At 55.7% G+C, this 19,729-nt stretch carries 13 protein-coding genes and 10 tRNA genes; 16 read left to right on the top strand and 7 right to left on the bottom strand.

Features of this window, described 5'->3' with window-relative positions; all coding sequences use genetic code 11:
• A partial coding sequence (locus RE6C_RS15200; RefSeq protein WP_039962187.1) for a hypothetical protein occupies positions 1-414 on the bottom strand: 414 nt, incomplete at its 3' end.
• Between the two features lie 150 nt (positions 415-564).
• Between RE6C_RS15200 and RE6C_RS30475 the strand changes: the two genes are divergently transcribed.
• The 6 genes from RE6C_RS30475 (at position 565) to RE6C_RS15165 (ending at position 13,172) form a co-directional block, all read left to right on the top strand.
• Positions 565-1,080: a sigma-70 family RNA polymerase sigma factor gene (locus RE6C_RS30475; RefSeq protein WP_160167211.1), complete on the top strand. Its 516-nt coding sequence runs from the start codon at positions 565-567 to the stop codon at positions 1,078-1,080.
• A complete protein-coding gene (locus RE6C_RS15190) occupies positions 1,077-3,092 on the top strand; it encodes a 3-keto-alpha-glucoside-1,2-lyase-like domain-containing protein (RefSeq protein ID WP_039962175.1) in 2,016 nt (671 codons plus the stop codon). Before RE6C_RS30475 ends, RE6C_RS15190 begins: the two co-directional genes overlap by 4 nt.
• A gap of 141 nt (positions 3,093-3,233) precedes the next feature.
• Positions 3,234-4,328, top strand: a complete 1,095-nt coding sequence (locus RE6C_RS15185; RefSeq protein ID WP_173401795.1) for a Gfo/Idh/MocA family protein — start codon at positions 3,234-3,236, stop codon at positions 4,326-4,328.
• Between the two features lie 82 nt (positions 4,329-4,410).
• Positions 4,411-10,371, top strand: a complete 5,961-nt coding sequence (locus tag RE6C_RS15180) for a PVC-type heme-binding CxxCH protein (protein ID WP_085980241.1) — start codon at positions 4,411-4,413, stop codon at positions 10,369-10,371.
• Positions 10,372-10,457: 86 nt separating this feature from the next.
• Positions 10,458-11,831: a sulfatase family protein gene (locus RE6C_RS15170; RefSeq protein WP_201766879.1), complete on the top strand. Its 1,374-nt coding sequence runs from the start codon at positions 10,458-10,460 to the stop codon at positions 11,829-11,831.
• Positions 11,832-11,876: 45 nt separating this feature from the next.
• Positions 11,877-13,172, top strand: a complete 1,296-nt coding sequence (locus RE6C_RS15165) for a sulfatase family protein (RefSeq protein WP_052034974.1) — start codon at positions 11,877-11,879, stop codon at positions 13,170-13,172.
• Here RE6C_RS15165 and RE6C_RS15160 read toward each other — a convergent pair.
• The 6 genes from RE6C_RS15160 to RE6C_RS15130 all read right to left on the bottom strand — a co-directional run bounded on the left by RE6C_RS15160 (position 13,076) and on the right by RE6C_RS15130 (position 17,200).
• On the bottom strand, positions 13,076-14,059 hold the full coding sequence (locus tag RE6C_RS15160) for a hypothetical protein (protein ID WP_008657850.1): 984 nt from the start codon (positions 14,057-14,059) through the stop codon (positions 13,076-13,078). The genes RE6C_RS15165 and RE6C_RS15160 overlap by 97 nt on opposite strands.
• Positions 14,060-14,177: 118 nt before the next feature.
• Positions 14,178-14,558: a hypothetical protein gene (locus RE6C_RS15155; protein WP_008657848.1), complete on the bottom strand. Its 381-nt coding sequence runs from the start codon at positions 14,556-14,558 to the stop codon at positions 14,178-14,180.
• A gap of 41 nt (positions 14,559-14,599) precedes the next feature.
• On the bottom strand, positions 14,600-15,382 hold the full coding sequence (locus RE6C_RS32920; protein WP_236618237.1) for an AAA family ATPase: 783 nt from the start codon (positions 15,380-15,382) through the stop codon (positions 14,600-14,602).
• Between the two features lie 56 nt (positions 15,383-15,438).
• Positions 15,439-15,633, bottom strand: coding sequence for a DUF2997 domain-containing protein (locus RE6C_RS15145; protein ID WP_008657846.1), 195 nt, complete (start codon positions 15,631-15,633; stop codon positions 15,439-15,441).
• Between the two features lie 3 nt (positions 15,634-15,636).
• On the bottom strand, positions 15,637-15,999 hold the full coding sequence (locus tag RE6C_RS15140; RefSeq protein WP_052034973.1) for an alpha-2-macroglobulin family protein: 363 nt from the start codon (positions 15,997-15,999) through the stop codon (positions 15,637-15,639).
• A 760-nt stretch (positions 16,000-16,759) separates the two neighbouring features.
• Positions 16,760-17,200 carry a hypothetical protein gene (locus tag RE6C_RS15130; protein WP_037246073.1) on the bottom strand — a complete coding sequence of 147 codons (441 nt, stop codon included), beginning with the start codon at positions 17,198-17,200 and terminating at the stop codon, positions 16,760-16,762.
• Between the two features lie 1,098 nt (positions 17,201-18,298).
• Between RE6C_RS15130 and RE6C_RS15125 the strand changes: the two genes are divergently transcribed.
• The 10 genes from RE6C_RS15125 (at position 18,299) to RE6C_RS32060 (ending at position 19,642) form a co-directional block, all read left to right on the top strand.
• A tRNA-Phe gene (locus tag RE6C_RS15125) sits at positions 18,299-18,370 on the top strand.
• Between the two features lie 58 nt (positions 18,371-18,428).
• Positions 18,429-18,501: transfer RNA gene (locus tag RE6C_RS15120), tRNA-Pro, on the top strand.
• A 165-nt stretch (positions 18,502-18,666) separates the two neighbouring features.
• A tRNA-Lys gene (locus RE6C_RS15115) sits at positions 18,667-18,739 on the top strand.
• 11 nt (positions 18,740-18,750) lie between these two features.
• A tRNA-Ile gene (locus RE6C_RS15110) sits at positions 18,751-18,823 on the top strand.
• 25 nt (positions 18,824-18,848) lie between these two features.
• A tRNA-Lys gene (locus RE6C_RS15105) sits at positions 18,849-18,921 on the top strand.
• 91 nt (positions 18,922-19,012) lie between these two features.
• A tRNA-Thr gene (locus tag RE6C_RS15100) sits at positions 19,013-19,083 on the top strand.
• Between the two features lie 52 nt (positions 19,084-19,135).
• Positions 19,136-19,206: transfer RNA gene (locus RE6C_RS15095), tRNA-Gly, on the top strand.
• An 8-nt stretch (positions 19,207-19,214) separates the two neighbouring features.
• Positions 19,215-19,286: transfer RNA gene (locus RE6C_RS15090), tRNA-Asn, on the top strand.
• Positions 19,287-19,371: 85 nt separating this feature from the next.
• Positions 19,372-19,443 (top strand) — tRNA-Gly (locus RE6C_RS15085).
• Positions 19,444-19,551: 108 nt separating this feature from the next.
• Positions 19,552-19,642 (top strand) — tRNA-OTHER (locus tag RE6C_RS32060).
• Positions 19,643-19,729 lie beyond the last annotated feature (87 nt).

The raw sequence follows: 19,729 nt of genomic DNA, 5'->3' as shown, positions 1-19,729 counted from the left end.
CTTGCCGATCAGCTCGCTGGCTTGCTTCAGTGTCAGACGCTGCGGCGAGGAGACGCCGTAGACCTCGTCCAAGTGAGAAGCCAGTCGCGTGTTGGTCTTCGACGCGATCGCATGGATCGCTCGTACCTGAGCTTCCGTTGCCGGACGCGGATCCGGCCCCGATCGTGCGTGGCTCTTGGCATGCGTGTTTTCGACCTTGCCATCCGGTCTGCTTGCAACCTCCCGGTCCACTTGCCGGCGACACACCGCGAAGGCTTGGTGCAGGCGATCCGAGAGCAGCCCGACATCCGCGTTCACTTCATCATCGATGTCGATTTCCATTTGGCAGGTCGCTGCGGTGTTGCCGCCACTAGTCTGCCCGTCGTGGCGAGTCAAGCTCACCGCCCCTCCAATGGATATTGGACGATGGCACATTTTGCTGCTTTTCGGCGGGTGCAAAGAAAAACTCAAAACTGCCAAGAGAGTCTCGCGTTACCCAGAAGCTCGATGTGGTATTAACTTACCGCAGCGCTAGTCTTTGCGACGAGATTTTTTAGAAAGGCCGAAGGAACTGAGGCTCGAATTGTGCCATCCGATCAGTATTTCCTCGCTGTAACGGCGATCCAGAACAAACTTTATGCCTTTATCTTGTCGTTATTGGCTGATCCGGTTGCTGCACAGGATGTACTTCAGGAAACGAACCTAGTCCTTGTTCGTAAAGCGGCAGACTTTCAAACCGGCGCGAAATTTGAGGCATGGGCATATAGCACGGCGAGATTTCAGGTCATGGCTCACCTTCGTGACCGAAATCGTGATCGAATCGTGCTGGATGAAACGTTTGCCGAGAAACTCGCACCGGAAGCGGAAGTGATGGCCGAGGAAACGGAACAGAGGATTCGTCTGCTCGACGTGTGTATCGAACGACTCTCTGCTTCTCACAGGACGATGCTTCACAAGCGATATCGCAAAGAATCCACGATGGAGGATCTGGCAGACGAACACGGGAAGTCGATTTCGGCTATCAAGCAGGTCCTGTACCGGATACGAAGTCTACTGGCGAAGTGTGTTCAAGAACGATTGCAAGAAGGAGCAGCAACTTGAGTGACAACAATCAGGAACTCTCGCGTCTGATCCGGGAGATGCTCGATGGGCAACTCGATTCCGAGCAACGTGATAAGTTGCTGCGGTTTGTTGAATCAGACGAGCAGGCAAGACGGCTGTACTTAGATCAGATTTCGACACACGCAGCATTGAGGGCGGTGCTCGCGGATTGCATTCCGGATCACAATGTAGACTTCAGCAACCAAACGAGGTTTGAGCATTCGTCCACGTCGCAACGTACGAGTCCCAGGTGGGTCGCTCTGGTGTTGGTTTCACTAGCCGCCACCACCTTGCTTTGCGTCGCACTTTGGAATCGACCACGTGCGGCAAGCGACTCGCCCACGCCGGCCGCCGTGGCAAAACTCTCGGCGATGCGAGACGCAGCGTTTGGGCTCTGTGATTTTGCGATGAGCCCCGGAGCAAGCTTGCCCGAGGGGACACTGCGGGTGAAGTCTGGCGAAGTGGATCTGCAATTTGCTTGCGGGGCCGAGATGACGTTGCAAGGACCTGCTGTGGTGCACCTCAAGACACCGATGCTAGCCGTATTGGAATCCGGTCGTGTGTCATGCAATGTTCCTGAGCAGGCGATTGGTTTTCAGGTCGAATCCGCCGAATATACCGTCACAGATTTGGGAACGCGGTTTGAACTGGAAGTGGGCGAGCGGCAGTGGGTTCGTGTGTTGGAGGGCGAGGTCGATGTGGAACCTAAAGAGTCGACCGCGGTTCGGCTAACCCAAGGCGAAACAGCATCGGTGACGCGAAAACGAGTGACACGGCATCGTGTGCCGCTGCAGGAAATACCGCTGGGCAATCTCTTTGACGACCCAAAGGGCACGCCGTTAAGAACCGCAATTAAGACTGACCGCCGGGGCGCGATGGCGACCGCGGGTTCGATGGGCGTCCAGCGTGTCGTTCGTGGCGAAGAGGTTCAGGGCACAGTTCACGAGATCGCTCCTGGCGTTAAAATGAACCTGGATTCGCTTGGCTGGTGCGAGATGTCATCCCGCGGCGTAATCAATGACTCCTGGTGCCCCTACACGCTTCGCCCGATTCAAACTCAGGAATCGAGCAAACAAGGTGATTTTGGCGAACAAGGCATCGGTTTGCAGGCATGCCAATTTGTCACTTTTGATGTTGACGAAATTCGTTCGGCAGGACGGCTATTTGAACGTGAGCTCGCATTCGTTGCGGATCGTGTCGGAGTAAACTGGGATCAGCCTGACGATAGCCAGGTGAACCTTGCGGTTATCGCCAGCAATGGAAAGCAGATCACCGGCGCTTGGGTTAATGGCAACCAAGTCGATGTTATAGCGGAAGACGGCGTTGCTACTCTTGGTGAAGAGCTTCCCCGGCACGCGTGGCGGTTTTCTCCTGTTCAATTCTTTTGCCCGCTGGAAGGCTCGACTCGCTACATCACCCTGATCAGTTCCGCCCCAAGTGATGCTAGGTTGCAGAGTGCCCATGGTGTTTTTTCGGGAGCGAGGCTCAAGACCGGAGGCGTGGATGGCTGGGCGGCCCGAGACGGCGAGTTTGTGCAGTTGGGTGACGCACTCGACCAAAGGTTCTTGTTTGGCGATCAACGATGGAGCGACTATGAGTTCTCGTTCGAGGCCATGAAGCGTTTTGGAAAAGAGGGATTCCTGGCGATCGTCCGATGTGCCGACGCGAAAGAGTTCACCTGGGTCAACATCGGTGGATGGCAGAATCGCCGCACACAAGTGGAGCGGAAACTGCGTCCGCAAGGCAGGCAGCGTCCGATTGGTCCAGTATCCGATTTTGTGATAGAAGCAGAACGCTGGTATCGCATCCGCGTCCGCTGCGAAGGCTACACCGTTTCGCTGTTTGTCGACGATGAATTGTTGCTTCAGTACGAAGACGATGGGCGAATGCAACGGCAGGGCAAGGTGGGCATCGGTACCTGGGCAACCTCTGCGTCCTTCCGGAATTTTCGAGTCGAATCGCTTGACGGCGAAGTGCTCTTTGAAGCACTCGCGGATTCCAATTCCAACTGATTGATGCTTTTTTCGATCAGCTCCGTTACCCGCACGGAGCGGGCGGTATTTATCCGTAACGCGACCTCTAAAGCGTTCGATAAATCACTTATTTGGATTGGCTGAAGGAAGATTCTAATGCCGCAGGGTTTCAAAGGAGCAATGATCGGACTTGGTTTTGGGGCCGAGTTCATCCCTATTTATTCGGAGTATCCAGGGGCTGAGATTACTGCGCTGTGCCGCCGAAACGAAGAGGAACTGAAAAAGTCAGGTGACGAGTTCGGGATCGATAAACGATACACCAGCTATGACGAAGTCCTGTCCGATCCGGACATCGACTTCGTTCACATCAACAGTCCCATCCCCGATCATGCTTGGATGTCGCTGAAAGCGATGGACGCTGGCAAGCACGTCATGTGCACCGTTCCCATGGCGACGAACATCGACGAATGCCGTCAAATCGTTGAGAAGGCAAAGGAAACCGGGCGTAAGTACATGATGGCCGAAACGGTCGTCTACAGCCGTGAGTTTCTGTTCATCAAAGACATGTACGAAAAAGGCGAGCTGGGAAAAATCCAGCACCTCGCCGCGTCGCATCCTCAGGACATGGACGGCTGGCCAAGTTACTGGGAAGCGATGATCCCGATGCACTATGCCACGCACGTGGTCAGTCCGTGTCTTGGCCTTATGAATACGCTAGCTGAGTCAGTTAGCTGTTTCGGATCGGGAGCTGTTCGAAAAGACATCGCCAAGAAGTCAGGTAATTCGTTCGCTGTTGAAAGCTGTCACATCAAACTCAAGGACAGCGATGTCGCCGCACACATCTGGCGTTTTCTCTACGACGTCGCACGTCAGTATCGCGAGAGCTTCGACGTTTACGGAACAAAGAAATCATTCGAGTGGACGTTGGTTGAAAACGAACCGCATGTGATACACACGGCAAAGAAACCGGAACACGAGATCCCCGAGAAGATCGAAATTCCTGACTTCGCTCATTTGTTGCCGGAGCCCATCCAGCGTTTCACATTGCCAGCACAGATTCACGACTCAGAACACCTGTCGTTCATCCAAGGCGGCGGACACGGTGGTTCGCATCCGCACATGGTGCACGAGTTCATCTCTGCACTGAAGGAGGATCGAGACCCGTGGCCCAACGCGGTCACCGCAGCGAATTGGACCTGCGTCGGAATCTGCGCCCACGATTCGGCCGTCAAGGGCGGCGAAATCGTGAGGCTGCCAGACTTCACCCAAGCGTAATGCTCTCTTTGCAAATCGATTAAGAACCTCGGTCATGACCCGAAACAAAACCATCGCAAATACTTTTTTGATGTCACCTTCTATGTCTAGACTGCTTCTCACCGTTGCCTTGATGCTTTCGAGTTGTCTCGCTGCAACCGCGGAAGACATCCGTGTCCTTTTTCTCGGCGATGACGGACCGCACAAACCACAAACCCGATTTGCAATTGTTCAGCCGGCTTTGCAAGAGACCGGTATCACGGTGACCTACACCGATCAGTTGACCGACCTGAATCGGCAAACGCTGGGCCAGTACGACGCGCTGATGGTCTATGCGAATCACCGTGAGGTTTCTGCTGATCAAGCTCGGGCTGTGATCGACTACGTCGCCGCGGGCGGCGGGTTTGTACCGTTGCACTGCGCGACGGCATGCTTCCGTAATTCGCCCGAGTTGATTGCCTTGATGGGGGCGCAATTCAAAAGTCACGGTCGAGGTGATTTTTCGACCAAGTTGGGCGACAACGCTGGTGAAGTCCTTGGTAACGTGCTGGGCGACTACCAGCCATTCGCGAGTTGGGACGAATCGTATGTGCATCACAGGCACAACGATGTCGATCGAACTGTGTTGGAGTATCGCTACGGTGCACCGCAAGCCGAAGGCAATCAGCGTGAGCCGTGGACATGGGTTCGCACTCATGGCAAGGGACGCGTTTTCTATACCGCCTGGGGACACGACGAGAGAACCTGGAGCAAGCCAGAGTTCCAAGGCTTGGTCGAACGCGGAGTGCGGTGGGTCTGCCGCAGGAATGACACCGGTGTCGCCGATGCAGGCCAAACGCTGGTTTCCAATCAAGAGCTTCCGCCGATAAAGTCACTGCCGAGTGACTTGGAGGAATTCGACTACGTTGATGTTGGCCCAAAAATCCCGAACTACGCCGCGGGGCGGGGCGAAACGCTGAACCTGATGCAGCAACCGGCTCCCGCAGAGGAGTCGATGCGACACTTGGTGACACCAGAGGGATTCAGCGTCGAGTTGTTCGCCGATGAATCGATGCTCAGCGGAAAGATGTTCGGCGGTAAACCGATCGCGATGAACTGGGACGCGCAAGGTCGACTGTGGGTCTGCGAAACGGTCGACTACCCCAACGAATTGCAGCCCACTGGCACGGGACGCGACCGAGTCCGCGTGATCGAAGACACCGATGGCGATTTTCGAGCCGACAAGTCAACCGTGTTTGCCGAAGATCTTAGCATCCCCACTGCACTTGCGTTTCATCGTGGTGGAGTTGTCGTTCAAAACGGCGTGGAAACGCTTTTCCTCAAGGACACCGATGGCGACGGGAAAGCGGATGTCCGCAAGGTCTTGATTTCCAATTGGTCGCTTGGTGACACGCACGGCGGAGTCAGTAACTTTCGCAACGGTCTGGACAACTGGATCTGGGCAATGCAGGGTTACAACACTTCGTCGCCTGTCATCAATGGCGAGCAGCAACCATCGTTTCGCATGGGCTGGTTTCGATTCAAGCTTTCCCAAGATGACGACCCGGTTGTTGAGAAACTGGAGTTCATTCGTTCAACGAAAGGCAACACCTGGGGATTGGGATTCAGTGAGGAAGGTTTGATTTTTGGCTCGACGGCTAATCGCCGCCCGAGCTTCTTCATGCCGATTGCCAATCGCTACTACGAACGAGTCAGAGGTTGGGCACCGGACACGCTTGAGATGATTGCCCCAACGCACATCTTTGAACCGATCACCGACAAGGTGCGACAGGTCGATTGTCATGGCGGATACACCGCCGCGGCTGGGCATGCGTTGTATACGGCTCGCAATTATCCGGCAGCCTACTGGAATCGCACCGCGTTCGTATGCGGTCCGACGGGTAAGCTGGTCGGCACGTTTGTGATCGAGCGTGACGGCGCAGGAATGAAATCGCACAGCCCCAACAATCTGCTGGCCAGCGATGACGAGTGGACGGCCCCGATCATGGCGGAAGTTGGCCCCGACGGAAACGTATGGGTACTCGACTGGTACAACTACATCGTCCAACACAATCCCGTACCCCAGGGTTTTGAAAGAGGCAAAGGCAACGCCTACGAGACCGATCTGAGGGACAAGAAATACGGTCGTGTTTACCGAGTCGTGCCCGATGGTGTGAATTCGGTCAGCGGCAAGGCGATGACCCTCGATTCTCCAGCGGAGGATCTCATTGCGGGACTGAAGTCGCCCACGATGCTGGTTCGCTTGAATGCACAACGCTTGCTCGTCGAACAGGGCAGCACCGACATCACCGACGCACTGATCCAGCTCATCGATGACCAGAGCATGGATTCTGTCGGTCTGAATACGGGAGCCATCCACGCACTCAACACCCTTCATGGACTTGGCTTGCTGAATTCGGACGGTCCGGCACTGACGGCGGCCACGAAAGCGTTGACGCACCCATCGGCTGGCGTACGGCTCAACGCAGTCCGTGTGTTGCCGGAATCGCAAGCCACCGTGGACGAGATCGCCCACTCGAAACTGACCCTTGACCCGGACCATCAAGTCGTCCTGGCATCACTCTTGAAAGTTTCTGACACGCGGGCCGAAAACGCCGGAGCGATTGCCGCGGAAGCCGCCGCGTTACCCGCGGTGGATCAGGATCCTTGGCTTTGCGATGCCGTGGTCACCGCCGGTGCGATGCACGTCGCCGATTTCCTGGTTTCCGTACTGTCCAGCGAACAGCAACTTGGCAGCGGCAGCCTCGAGTCGATCACGCGAGTGAGCGAGCATTTCGCCCGCACCTCCCCCGACGCTCAAGCGACCGGCGAACTGCTTTCTTTGATGGCCAAATCAAAAACGAACGCGAACGAAGCGATCATCGTTGGCGTCAGTCGTGGTTGGCCTCGGGAGCACAAAATCAAGCTAGGCGCCCAATACGATTCGATGCTGACGACCTTTTTCGAGTCGTCCTCCTTGCAGACCAAGGGCATGCTCGCGCGGCTGGCACCTTCTCTGTCTAGCGCGGCACTCGAAGATGCGATTGGTCCGATGATTGATTCGATGATCGATACCATCGAGGATGACGATGCCCCCATTGAAAGCCGAATTGAAGCTACCAACCGTGTTGTTGCTCTTTCACCCGGCCGGGTGAAAACGATCGACGCGCTCTTCGACATGATTGGACCTCAGTCGCCGACATCACTTTCGCTGGGGCTAATGAACGCAACCGGGAAGTCCAGCGTTCCGGGCGTCGGGCCAAGACTGATTGAAGTCGCTCAGTCGGGCACGCCTTCGATTCGCGACGCGGTCATGCAGTTGATGCTGTCTCGTGCGGATTGGACGAACGACTTGCTGGCATCCATCAGCAAGGGTGACCTTCGCTTCACCGATCTCACGGCCCAGCAACGGTCGGCCCTACAGAATCATCCAACGATCGATATTCGTCGCCGGGTCGACAAGCTGATGCGTGAAGGAGGACTCGGCGGAAAGAGCAATCGCGGGCAATTGGTGAAAGCCAAGATGCCACTCGTTGAGCGGACGGGTGATGTCGATCGCGGCAAAGCCGTCTTCACGAAGAACTGTGCCACCTGCCACGTCTTTAAAGGCGAAGGCAACGTGGTCGGCCCCAACCTAAACGGCATGTCGGTTCATCCCAAGGTCGAATTGCTGACTCATATCCTGGATCCGAACAGCAGCGTCGAAGCCAACTACCGCTTGTACAACGTGCTGACCGCGGACGGTCTAGTGATCAGCGGTCTGTTGAGTGGCGAAACCCTGACATCGATCGAGATGGTCGATGCTCAAGGCAAACGCCACACGGTTTTGCGTGAAGACATCGAGGAGCTGGTCGCATCTACGAAGTCGGCGATGCCCGAAGGTCTGGAGCAATCGGTCAATGATGACGGCTTGGTCGACTTGCTGGAGTATTTGACTCAAGCGGATCAATTCATTCCGCTGGGCTTGGAAAGTGTCGCCAACATTTCGTCCGCCAAGGGCATGTTCAATCGACATGACAACAACCGCGAACGACTGATCATGCCAAAGTACGGCTTTCAAGCGATCGATGGCATCCCCTTTCAGTTGATCGATCCAAGCGGTAGTGCGACCAAGAACGCGGTGATGCTGCATGGCCCGCGCGGAAGCTTTCCGCCCAAGATGCCAAAGTCGGTCAGCGTGCGATGCAAAGCCGAAGCCGCCAAGGTGCACATGCTCGGTGGTGTTGCCGGATGGGCAGCCAAATCGGCTAGCAATGGCGGTGTTTCCATGATCGTGCGTCTGCGATACGCGGACGGACAAACCGAAGATCATTCGCTGATCAGCGGCCAGCATATCGCCGACTACATCGGCCAGTTCGATGTGCCACAGTCGAAGCTTGCGATGAAAGCAAGCGATGGCGGACAGGTTCGCTACCTGGCGATCACGCCCAAACGCAAAGCGGTGATCGATACAATCGAGTTTGTCAAACCAGAACACGTCACCGCGCCGCTGATCTTTGCAGTCACGATCGAGCGACCGGGAAATCACACGGCGCACGCTGCGACTGTGAGCGACGAGGCCCTCGCCGCCCGTACCAACGTTGGACCAAAGCCGAGACCCGCGCCGATCCCCGCCGGCTCAAACATCAAACGCAACTACGGTGACAAACCGAACATCCTGTTCATCGCCATCGACGACTTGAACGACCACGTAGGCTACATGGGCGGGTATCCAGGTGTGATCACTCCCAACTTCGATCGACTCGCATCGATGGGCACGGCTTTCACGAACGCTCACTGTGCCGCGCCGATCTGCAATCCATCGCGAACGTCGATCATGTTCGGTGTCCGACCGTCAACGTCGGGCGTCTACGGCAACGCAGAGAAATACCGTCAATCACCGGCGCTGGCCAATGCTCTGACGCTGCCAGAGTATCTTCGCAAACGGCAAGGCTATTGGGCGACCGGTGCTGGAAAGATATTTCACGCACTGGAGTGGATCGGTGGCATCAGCGACGGAAAGAACGACATCGAATCATGGGACTCTTTTTGGCCCACGATGACTCGCCAAATGCCGCATCGCGTGATGCCAGAGAATGCACCCTTGGGACGCGGCAAAAATCCGGGCGAGCGACGCGGGGCGCCACCGATCATGGACTGGGGACCGATCGGACATCCGGTCGAATCCATGCCCGACTACAAAGTCGCCAGCCACATCAGCGAGCAATTATCCGGGAGTTTCGACAAACCGTTCTTTCTCGCTTGCGGAATCTTTCGGCCTCATATTCCATTTTATGTCCCGCAAAAATATTTGGACCTTTACCCCCTGGATGAAGTGCGTATTCCCGACAACCCCGAAGGCTGGCTGGATCGCGTGCCCGAATCGGTTCGCAACAACAATGCTGCGGGGGCGGCACGTCGAAGGTGGCATAACTGGATTTCCGCCAACGGCGAATGGAAGAAGGCTGTCCAGGCATATCTAGCCTCAGTCACCTTCGCAGATGATCAACTCGGACGCGTGCTTGATGCCCTCGAATCGTCACCGCACAACGACAATACGATCATCGTCCTCTGGTCAGACCACGGCGCTCACCTCGGCGACAAAGAAACGTGGGAAAAATACACCCTGTGGCACGAAAGTACGCGTGTCCCACTGGTGTTCGTTGCTCCAGGTGTGACCAAACCCGGCACGGTCAGCAATCAGCCGGCAAGTCTGCTGGACGTCTACCCGACGCTGTTGGAATTGGCCGGAATTGAGCAACCAGGCGATCAGCTTGAGGGCACCAGTTTGGTTCCGCAGTTGAAAAATCCACAAGCTGCGAAAGAGCCAGTTGTCTGTACACACCAATTGGGCAACCACGCCGTCATTTCATCGACGCACCGCTATATCCGCTACGCCAACGGTGATGAGGAACTATACGACTTGGTGGCTGATCCGGCGGAATGGAACAACGTTGCCGAGCAGGAGTCGATGAGTGCGGTCAAGGCGGAGCTTCAAAAGGGTCTTCCGAAGGTCAACTTTCAGATGTCACCCGGCCAACCCCGGCCAAAGGCTGTTCCAAAACGTAATCCGGCAAATCGACGTCAGCGGGTCACCACCCCGTGAATACCATCCGCTTCGTTTTCATGCTGCTGTTGGCATGCGGTTGCTGCTCGATAGGCAATGCTGCCGACCGGCCCCCGAACGTCATCGTGATCTACACCGATGATCATGGATATTCGGACCTCGGTTGTCAGGGTGTCTTTCACGATGTGGTAACACCCAACATTGACGCCTTGGTAACGGGCGGCGTTCGCATGACCGATGGGTATTGCACCGCACCTCAATGCGGTCCGTCTCGCGCCGGATTGATTTCGGGTGTTTACCAAAATCGGTTTGGGATGGAAGCCAACGGAGCCTACAGCGAAGGCGACGTCTTGGATCGTTTCCGAACGCTTCACAATCTTCCGAAGCGATTGAAGCAGGCCGGCTATGCCACCGGGATGGCGGGGAAGTCACATCTGGGTTCCAACGACAGCGGGGACATTGCCGGACTTGGGTTCGACAGTGTCCTGATCAAACGCAGCAAAACACCCGGTCACTGGAACATGGATTTCCATGGCAACACGGTGTCCCCCCAAGTGCGAAAAGGTGGTGGGTATCACTTAGAACTCGTGACGGACTTTGCCTGCACGTTCATTGATCGCTTCAAAGAGAAACCGTTCTTTTTCTATGCGGCCTATCGCGCACCTCACGTGCCGCTCGACCCGCCGGCGAAGTATCTCAAGCGGTTCCCTGGCAAAATGCCCGAGCGCCGACGCAAAGCCCTTGCGATGCTCTCAGCGGTGGATGATGGCGTCGGGAAAATCTTGCGGCAACTTCGCCAACACGAGTTAGAGGAAGACACGTTAATCTTCGTCATCAGTGACAATGGCGCACCGCTAAAGCTTCACAAATTGGATGCTCCCACCGGACCAGGATGGGATGGATCATTGAATGATCCACTCAACGGTGAGAAGGGAATGCTGACCGAGGGTGGGATTCGCGTTCCCTTTGCGATGTACTGGAAAGGAACGATTCCGAAAGGTCAGGTCTACTCACACCCCGTCATCACGCTGGACGTCGCAGCGACCGCGATTGCCGTCGCCGGGCTACCGCACGACCCGCAGCTGGATGGCGTGAATGTGATTCCGTTCTTGAACGGAAGCCAGAAAGGCATGCCGCACGAATCGCTTTACTGGCGATGGAATGATCAGTCCGCGATGCGCCGCGGGAATTGGAAATACATTCGGCTGAACGAACGCGAATACCTGTTTGATCTCAGCCGCGACATCGGAGAATCAAAAAACTTGGTTGCCGCCCACCCAACGGTGGCCAAGGAGTTGCTTGCAGAACTCGAACAATGGTCGACCGAATTGCTGCCACCGGGAATCGTTGATCGAGCCAAGCCTGCGAAACCCACCGCCGGTGATAAGTACTTCGACTGGTATCTCGAAGGAATTCGCGAGGATGCGAAACCGGCCACCGACGTCGCAAAGACTCCCAGACGCAAGAAACCGCGTGCTCGCAAAAACGTTGCACAATAGCGGCCTTGATCCGTCGAAACCCGTTCCAATCTCCCGCCCAAACACGTGTCACCAAGCCTCGACCAAGCCTCGACCAAGCCTCGATATCGCACAACCACGACGATCCTTTTGTTGGTCGCTGCCGCCATCATTGGCAATCAGGCAGACGGAAACGACAAGCCGAATTTTGTGATTTTCATTGCCGATGATCACGGTATCAATCACTCGGCGCCGTATGGGCAACCGGAATACCAAACGCCCAACATGCAGCGGATGGCGGCCGAGGGGATTCGGCTGACCAATGCCTATGTTGCTGCCCCGACATGTGGTCCAAGTCGCGCAGCGCTTTGCACGGGAATGATGCCCTGCCGAAACGGGATCAAAGCGAATCATGAGAAAGAGCTGAACTTGGGGGTCGAATCGCTGCTGCCCCAATTGGCCGCCCAGGGTTACGACATTGTGTTTCGCGGAAAAATCGCCCATGGCAGAGACCAGCCTTACGTCACCGACGAAGTCATCAACATTCGTGGCTCCATCCGACCAGAATTTTCTCTCGACGGAGTTGCGGAGTACCTGCAGCAGCGGACCGATCGCACGCGCCCCGTCGCGTTGTTCATCGGATGCACGTTCACGCATCGAGCCTGGCCGGACGCCGGCGAAGCCCGCATGCGGCCTGAAGAAGTCACCGTTCCCGCGAAAACATTCGACACGCTCGAGACTCGTCGCGAGATGACACGATACGTCGAAGCGGTTGAGCGAACCGATCGGCTGCTTGGCGAAGTGCGCGAACTGGCCACGAAGTATCTGCCAACCGACAACACGATGACGCTGTACACGTCGGACCATGGACAATCATGGCCGTTCGGTAAATGGTCCCTGTACGAGGCGGGAATTCGCACCCCGATGATCGCCGTCTGGCCGGGCAAAATCCCCGCAGCCGTCACCAACGATGCGATGGTCAGTTGGGTCGATTTGTTGCCAACGCTCATCGATTTCGCTGGCGGCGAATCTCCCAGTGATATCGATGGTCGGTCCCTCTCACGCGTGTTGCTGAACGAAACTTCCCAGCATCGCGATCGCATCTTCGCGATGCACAACGGTGGCAAAGGCGAAGCTGCGTATCCAATCCGTAGCGTCCGCATCGGTCACTGGAAATACATCCGTAACCTACATCCAGAGTTCTATCACTCGACCGCTTTGGATGTTGTTCGGAAACGTGGGAAACTCACCTTGTCGCCCCACGACGATCTCGGTGGAAGCTCGCATCAGCGTGATCGTCTCAGGATGCTTCGGCGTGGACGCTCGGTCATCCAACCTTCCAGCGAAGCTTCCACCCGCGAGAGTTCGGTCGCAACGCGTTGACGAAGCTCCGATTGCTCTCGCAATTGTTGCGGCACTACGCCACCAACGATACGACGAGCGTCGGCCACCAGGCGGTCCAATTGATCATCCGAACGAATGTTCAAACGCTGGAAGCGATCCAGAAACTCGGTCAGGTTGGTGACAGCTGTGTCTCGGAACACCTTCGGTGAACCGTCGCCGTCGCCGCGCAACCTTTCACCCAGATGAGTGACCAACTGCTCGAGCTCATCGGCGAACGCTTGCTCGGCAAGCTTCACCGCTTCATCGAAACGATGCTGCACGCGGCTGCATTCGCTGTAGTACAGCTGCGGGCTAACCTGCAGCAGATACTCCGGCGGGTTGCAGCTGGGGTAATCCCACTCGATCCCGAACAGACGATGTAGATTCATTTCGTAGTCGGCTGGATCAAACAGGTCACCCAACCGCTCGCGAGCTTGATCGATCAGTTCATCAAAGTGCAGCTCGAGCTGTTCAACCGCTTCGTTCAGCTCGGCTCGTACCGAAGTCATGAACACGTCGAACGTGGGCACATCGACTCGCTTGATCAACCGTATGCCAGGTTCGGTGTAGGGCAACGTGTTGGCTTTCCAGTGATCCGCGGCCTGCTTGCGTACTGCGGTCGCGGCACGGAATGCAGGGTGGTTGGTGTCGAGAAGCTTCTTGGACGCGGAGACCGATTTCGTATCGGCATCGAACGTTCCGGCGGCTTGCCGGGTTTGGTCACTGCTGAGCGTCTTGCGAACGCTGGGCCAGTGAATCTTCAGCCGCACGGCGGTGGTCTCGGCTTGCAAGCGTTCGCTGACGCTGGCCATGGGGTTCACTTCGTTATCGCCGAGTGCGTGAGACTCAGAGACAGGTGACGCGGTGGTCAGATTGGCGGTGGACATGGTGAATGGTTTCCTTCGATGAGTTGAGGACGGTACAAACGAAAAACGCCCCGCCGCCCGAAACGGTCGACGAGGCGTCAAAACAGGGGACGTTGAAAACACGGGGATGGCCCCAATGTCAGGACTCTTGGTGAGTGAGTTTCTCCGGAGAGTTCAGTTCTCGATGTGCAATACGCTGTTGCTCATTGGCCTCAGTCAGATCTGCCATTTGGTCCAGCAATTCGTTGCAGGCGGCATCCGAAGAATCAGGTGCTTGCTCTTGAAACAGCAAGCCAGCCAGGAGAAGCAGCGGCAAGACACAGGCAAACAACAACGCAGCGGATGAGATCACCGCGGCGAGCACTGGTTCGCTTCGTTCACGTTCATCCCACTCACGGCGATCGGCTTCCAGTTGGTCGCGTTGTCGACCAACCTCCGCTCGCTCGTTCTGCATGTCTTGCTGCAGTTGCAGCCAGCTGGCGTCACTGAGGTCGCGACCCGACGGGCCGCAACCGATCAAGAGACTGCCGAAGAATAGCGTCGTCAGACTGAGGGGCTTTGTCAGAGCCTTCGTCTTCCGACGGCAGGATTGGGTCTGCATGAAAGAACTTCCTTTGGGTCAGAAGGTGCACGATTGCGTGTAGTCCACGGACTCGCCGACGAAGCTGCCACACGAGCAGCGACGCAACCGTCAAAGCGAGCGATAGGAACAAGCAAACGATAAAAAGAGGTGACATTGTTCTCCTTGGTTCGAAGTGAAAACGGGTTGTGATGAGGTTGTATGCCACGGCCAATTCGGCGAGGGCTCGCCGAATTGGGGCGTGATTCTGTCAGTTGTTGGATGGGTCCGATCGCGAGCCTCGTCGCTTGCTCGTAGATCCACTCGAAGCAAGATACAACACCGCGAGCGATCTCGAGCAACTGGCGACGGTTCGGTCTGGCGTGCTCGACGGTGACAAAGAGTGTCGCCAGTTCCACCGGCAGCTGAACGACTGGTGACAAGATCACCAAAATGTTGCGGGTGGTCTTGCCGGCGACCACCGCGTGGTGGATCGCTTGTACGATCTCGGCCGACTGCAGGAACCGATGAAAGTTCTGCAGGACCAGAATGCTGGTCCCTTCGCCTTCGCGGTTTCGAAACGCGTGGATCGCTGCCAGCGGATCCTCGGCATCGGCAATCGGTGGACTGAGCCCTCGGTCGATGTCCCACGTGGACAGGCTCCACTGCTCGACACTGCACAGCAGTGCCAGTTCGGAGATCGCATCTTCGTGTTCGTGCGAGTGAAGGTAGATGCCGCTGAAGCAGGCATCCACCAGTTCTCGCATCCGTGTTGTAAGTGACATAGGCGTCGCTCCTGTTTGAAAGGTTAAGTGAATACAAAAAGAAAGCCCGGTCAGCTTCACTGCTGCCGGGCTTGTTCGTTGATGTTGGATGGGTTGGTTTGATGAAACTCCGCTTTCAATCGTTCGCTCTGCCGCGAACCCAAAGCGTGTTCCAAGAACTCACTGGCTTGGCGGCATGAACTGCCGGCAAAGCCTTCCGTTTCGATCTTCGTTGAGCCATCGGACGCAACGGTCACTTGAATGATCTGCATCGCTCAATCTCCCAAGTTGACGGATAGCTGGATCCTTCCGCCCTCGAGCGAACGCTCGGTCACGGAGTATCCCTTACGCCGAGCTTCCAGTTTGGTCTTTTCGACCGCGTAGGCCTGCAAGAACTCGTCCAGGTGTTGCTGGTTGCCCCAGTAGCCCTGGTAGTTGTCGAACTTGGACTCGCCGGTCGCGAGGTCAAAGACCACCGGGTATCGCCACTTGGCAAGCTGAACCGCCAAACCTGAAACGGTCTGGCTGAACAGCTTCACCTCTCCTTCGACCGGCTCGTTCAATCCCAGTCGATCGCAAGCCTTCCGGACCGCTGCTGCGTCCCTAATTTGCGTCACAATCGCTACCACGTGAGACATGCCTCAATCTCCCTGCGTACAAAAGTGCTGGTGGCAACGCTGCCACCTTCACCTCTATGTAGCGCAAATCGTCGGGAGATTTAGCAAGTCGGCATGCAATTGAAGCGAATCGCTATCGCTGCCACTTGAGCCGTGGTAAACCCCGACATTCCGCTAGCCGATTCATCGAAGGCAAGCGGACTCAACCTTTTCAACACTAAGACCTTGTTGATGATGCACTCCGCAGAATGGAGTTACTCTACGATCCACATTGACTGAACGTATCGACCAGCCGAGCGAAACGCATGACCATCATGTCGCATCGCCAACGCTGTTTCACCCACGATGCACCACGCCCAAGCAAAAGAAGCTGGGGCAGGCATTCTGACGATTTGCGGGAACTGGCAGAGCCAATCACCAAGTCATCGTTTGAGTGGTGACCAAGCACGTCGGTGAACAGCTGGGCTCCACGTGTTACGAATACTCGGGCTCAACAGTCGCAGGAATTGGGAGACCATCATCCGCGCAACAGGACGCCCTGCTCGATGGTGTCTCAAAACGTTAGGGCCGTCAATTTCCTTGGTTGCGAAGCGAAGTGAAATCAGCAGTTCTTGGTGCGCCGTGGCAGTGTTTTGAGACTCTCGTAAGCGGTACTTTAAATAGCGGTTCTGAGCATTTCCAACGCTGATGATTTGAATGTCCTTGCCGGACGCTTGAATTCAAGCCGACTGATCGCATTTCCATCTGTTCAAATGCGGGGTAAGCACGGCTCTAAAGCCACCTAGAACTCATCCTCTTCTAGGCTGGCTTCGTCCATGTCGGTAAATCCACCTACCACCGACATTCCAAGAGCGTCCTCGGCTCTCGCCCTCAGTTCGTTCACCGTTGGACCATCGCCCTCAATTTCCTCGTATCCGAAAAAGAGCACTCTGATTCCCGCATTAAACACGGTCCGTGGATTTTCAAGGCCATTTTCTTCAGACTCCGGAGCGAAAGTGAAGACGCGTTCCCCGTTCTCATCTACCCTCAAAGCCATCTGTACCGGTGGCGGCAAGACACCATTCAGTAGTTTCTGCAGCGAAGGCTCATGCATGTGGGGTAGAAGTCCTGCAAGTCTCTCGCTTTCGAGCCAAGCAACAGCTTTTTGGCCTAGCTGTTCAAGTTCATTAGGACTAGTCGATTCTTCGACGAACGAGTGGAATTGAACGGAGGGTGTTCCCATCGTTGAACTGATCCTCAAAGTCATGAGTTGGGACGGAGTACTGACAGCAGGGTCGTCGAGGGTCAAAAGAACTCTCAACTACCTGCGTCATATTACACGCAAAAATTGCAAGTGCTACGGACGTGCTTTGCGGTTGTGATGTCGTATTGATACAACCCGCAAGTCGCGTTCGTCGTACTTAGGTGAGGAGAGCATGTTATCGAGGCCATTTTTCGTGGACAACATCCATGTGAAATCTTCTTCCTTTGAGGAGCATTGTGAGCGAGTTCGCATGCTCCGATACGCCACATTTGTCATCGGCTTCCGGTTATCAAGATGACTGCATTTCGTAATCGCTGTATGAGACCACTAAAGGCACCAATCCACTTGCAGTAGCATTCCGTTCCAAGCGTACTGATCGGTGCATCATCCAAGAACAGGGAACCTGCTTCAGGAATCTTCGTTCCCATGTCAGCGACAATCGCTCGCGTTGGGATGCCGTCGCATCACGGGCGATCCAATACCGGACGGCTATTGATGACTGATGCGATTCGGCGAGCCCTCGCCGAATTAGCTCCATCTACAGTACAACTTTCCATCAACACCGCGGTCCGGGACTAGTTGATAGCGGATGAGAGGCAAAATCCCACGGGTTCGCCGACAACCTTTTACGCCTCAGCCGAAAGTTGTCTGTTCGCAATGCTCTGAGAGCATGCTGGGGCAGGAGCGAGTCGCTGAATAGTTCGATTCAACAGGAGGCTCTTGCACAGTCTTGGAAAGAATTGAGACATTTCCTGGTTCAGTGCGAACCCTCGTGACGCCAATGCGTCTATTTCTCCGAACACACAAGTCACATTCACAGACGAGCGAGTAACGAGCTTTCTGATGTTAACGAATATTGAATCCAGTCGACTCGAACGGAAGCACGAAGGCAGTCTTTTTGCCTCGCTGGCAATCCATTGCGAGCCGTCGAATAGCAATGCCCCGGCGTATCCACGTCTGATGTGACACTCGCTTTCCAAAGCGAACGACTTCTTCATGAAGGCTCGGTGTCACCAGGACATCGAGCCTTTTTTCGTGTCCGCATCGAACGGGCAACCCCAACAACGAACCCAATTTGGGCTGGTAGCTGAGACGGTCTAGCGGCGGTCTGAAGAACCGCAGACGAGGATTCGAGCGCCTCCCGGCCCACTGACAAGGAAGATATGCGCCGACAGCAACTGCTGCGGCGATGGAAGCAACACAACATCGGATACAGGTGCAGATGGAAGCACGTCCGCTTTGGGAGCGGAAGGCTCTCGGTTCGACTCCGAGGTGTCCGACTTTTGAAACGACAACGGTAGTCGAGGGCTGGTCGCCCAAATCCGCCTGATACGCGGGTCGCGCTGAGTTCGATCCTCGGGGCTACCACTTACGACAACGACACGAAAGGAAAGCAACATGCTGCCTGAACTGCGATTGAAACGCATAGCCGCGACTGAAAAAGCGGGGCTGTGGTGTAACTGGCAGCATGACGGACTTTTAATCCGTTCGGTGAGGGTTCAACTCCCTTCGGCCCCATCGCTACACATCGGCGTGTAGCTCAGGGGTGAGAGCGGCGTCCTTATAAGGCGACGGTCGCGGGTTCAATTCCCGCCACGCCGACTGAAACAAAACAACGACGACACATGGGATTGTGGCAGACAAGGTAATGCATCGGACTCTTAATCCGAGCGATGTGAGTTCGATTCTCACCGATCCCACTTGAAAATAGCAGCTAGCTATTAGCCGTTAGCGATTAGCTCCAGCACTGGAAAGCTAGTTGCCAAGAGCTAACCGCTAAATGCTACTCCAGCACTGATGGTCTAACGGCAAGACTCCTCCGTCGTAACGAGGTGATGCGGGTTCGATTCCGGCTCGGTGCTCTTGAACGCTTCGGCGTATTGATCTTTGACAGTTTGGTAGTGATGCATTTTTGCGCCCATGATGTAGCGGTAGCCTGCTGCCTTGCCATGGCGGAAGTGTGGGTTCGACTCCCACTGGGCGCTTTGCAGAATCCGGTGTGGCCCAATGGTAAGGCGGCTCCCTGTTAAGGAGACGAGTGATGGTTCGAGTCCATCCGCCGGAGCTTCGCGAAGTTTGAAGGGTGAAGCGAGAAGTGTGAGATAGCTCGCTTCGTTTCACACCTCGCCCTTCAAACTTCCGCATATTCAGTGTCCTTGGCCGAGCGGCAAAGGTTCCGGACTTCCAATCCGGCTAGGTGGGTTCGACTCCCGCAGGACACTCTTTCATCATTGAAAACTCTCTCCGGCGCGTAGTCGCGACGTGAGCCTTTGAAGCTCGCAGATCGGGTTCAATTCCCGGACGGAGTGCTGATTCATTGAAGACCAAACGCCGGAGTAGCAGTTGTTGGTCGCTGCACCTGACTCTGGAAGTGTTTTTCGCCGAGGGGGTCGTTCATTGGTTCGATTCCAGTCTCCGGTGCTGATGTTTTCGGGTATAGCTTCGAGTAAGCGGTGTGGTTTGGGACCACGCATGGACAGTGTGCGACTCACTGATACCCGACTGTGG

The sequence above is a fragment of the Rhodopirellula europaea 6C genome, assembly GCF_000338295.1.
Taxonomy (GTDB): Bacteria; Planctomycetota; Planctomycetia; order Pirellulales; family Pirellulaceae; genus Rhodopirellula; species Rhodopirellula europaea.
This window is presented reverse-complemented; position numbering and strand designations above follow the sequence as displayed.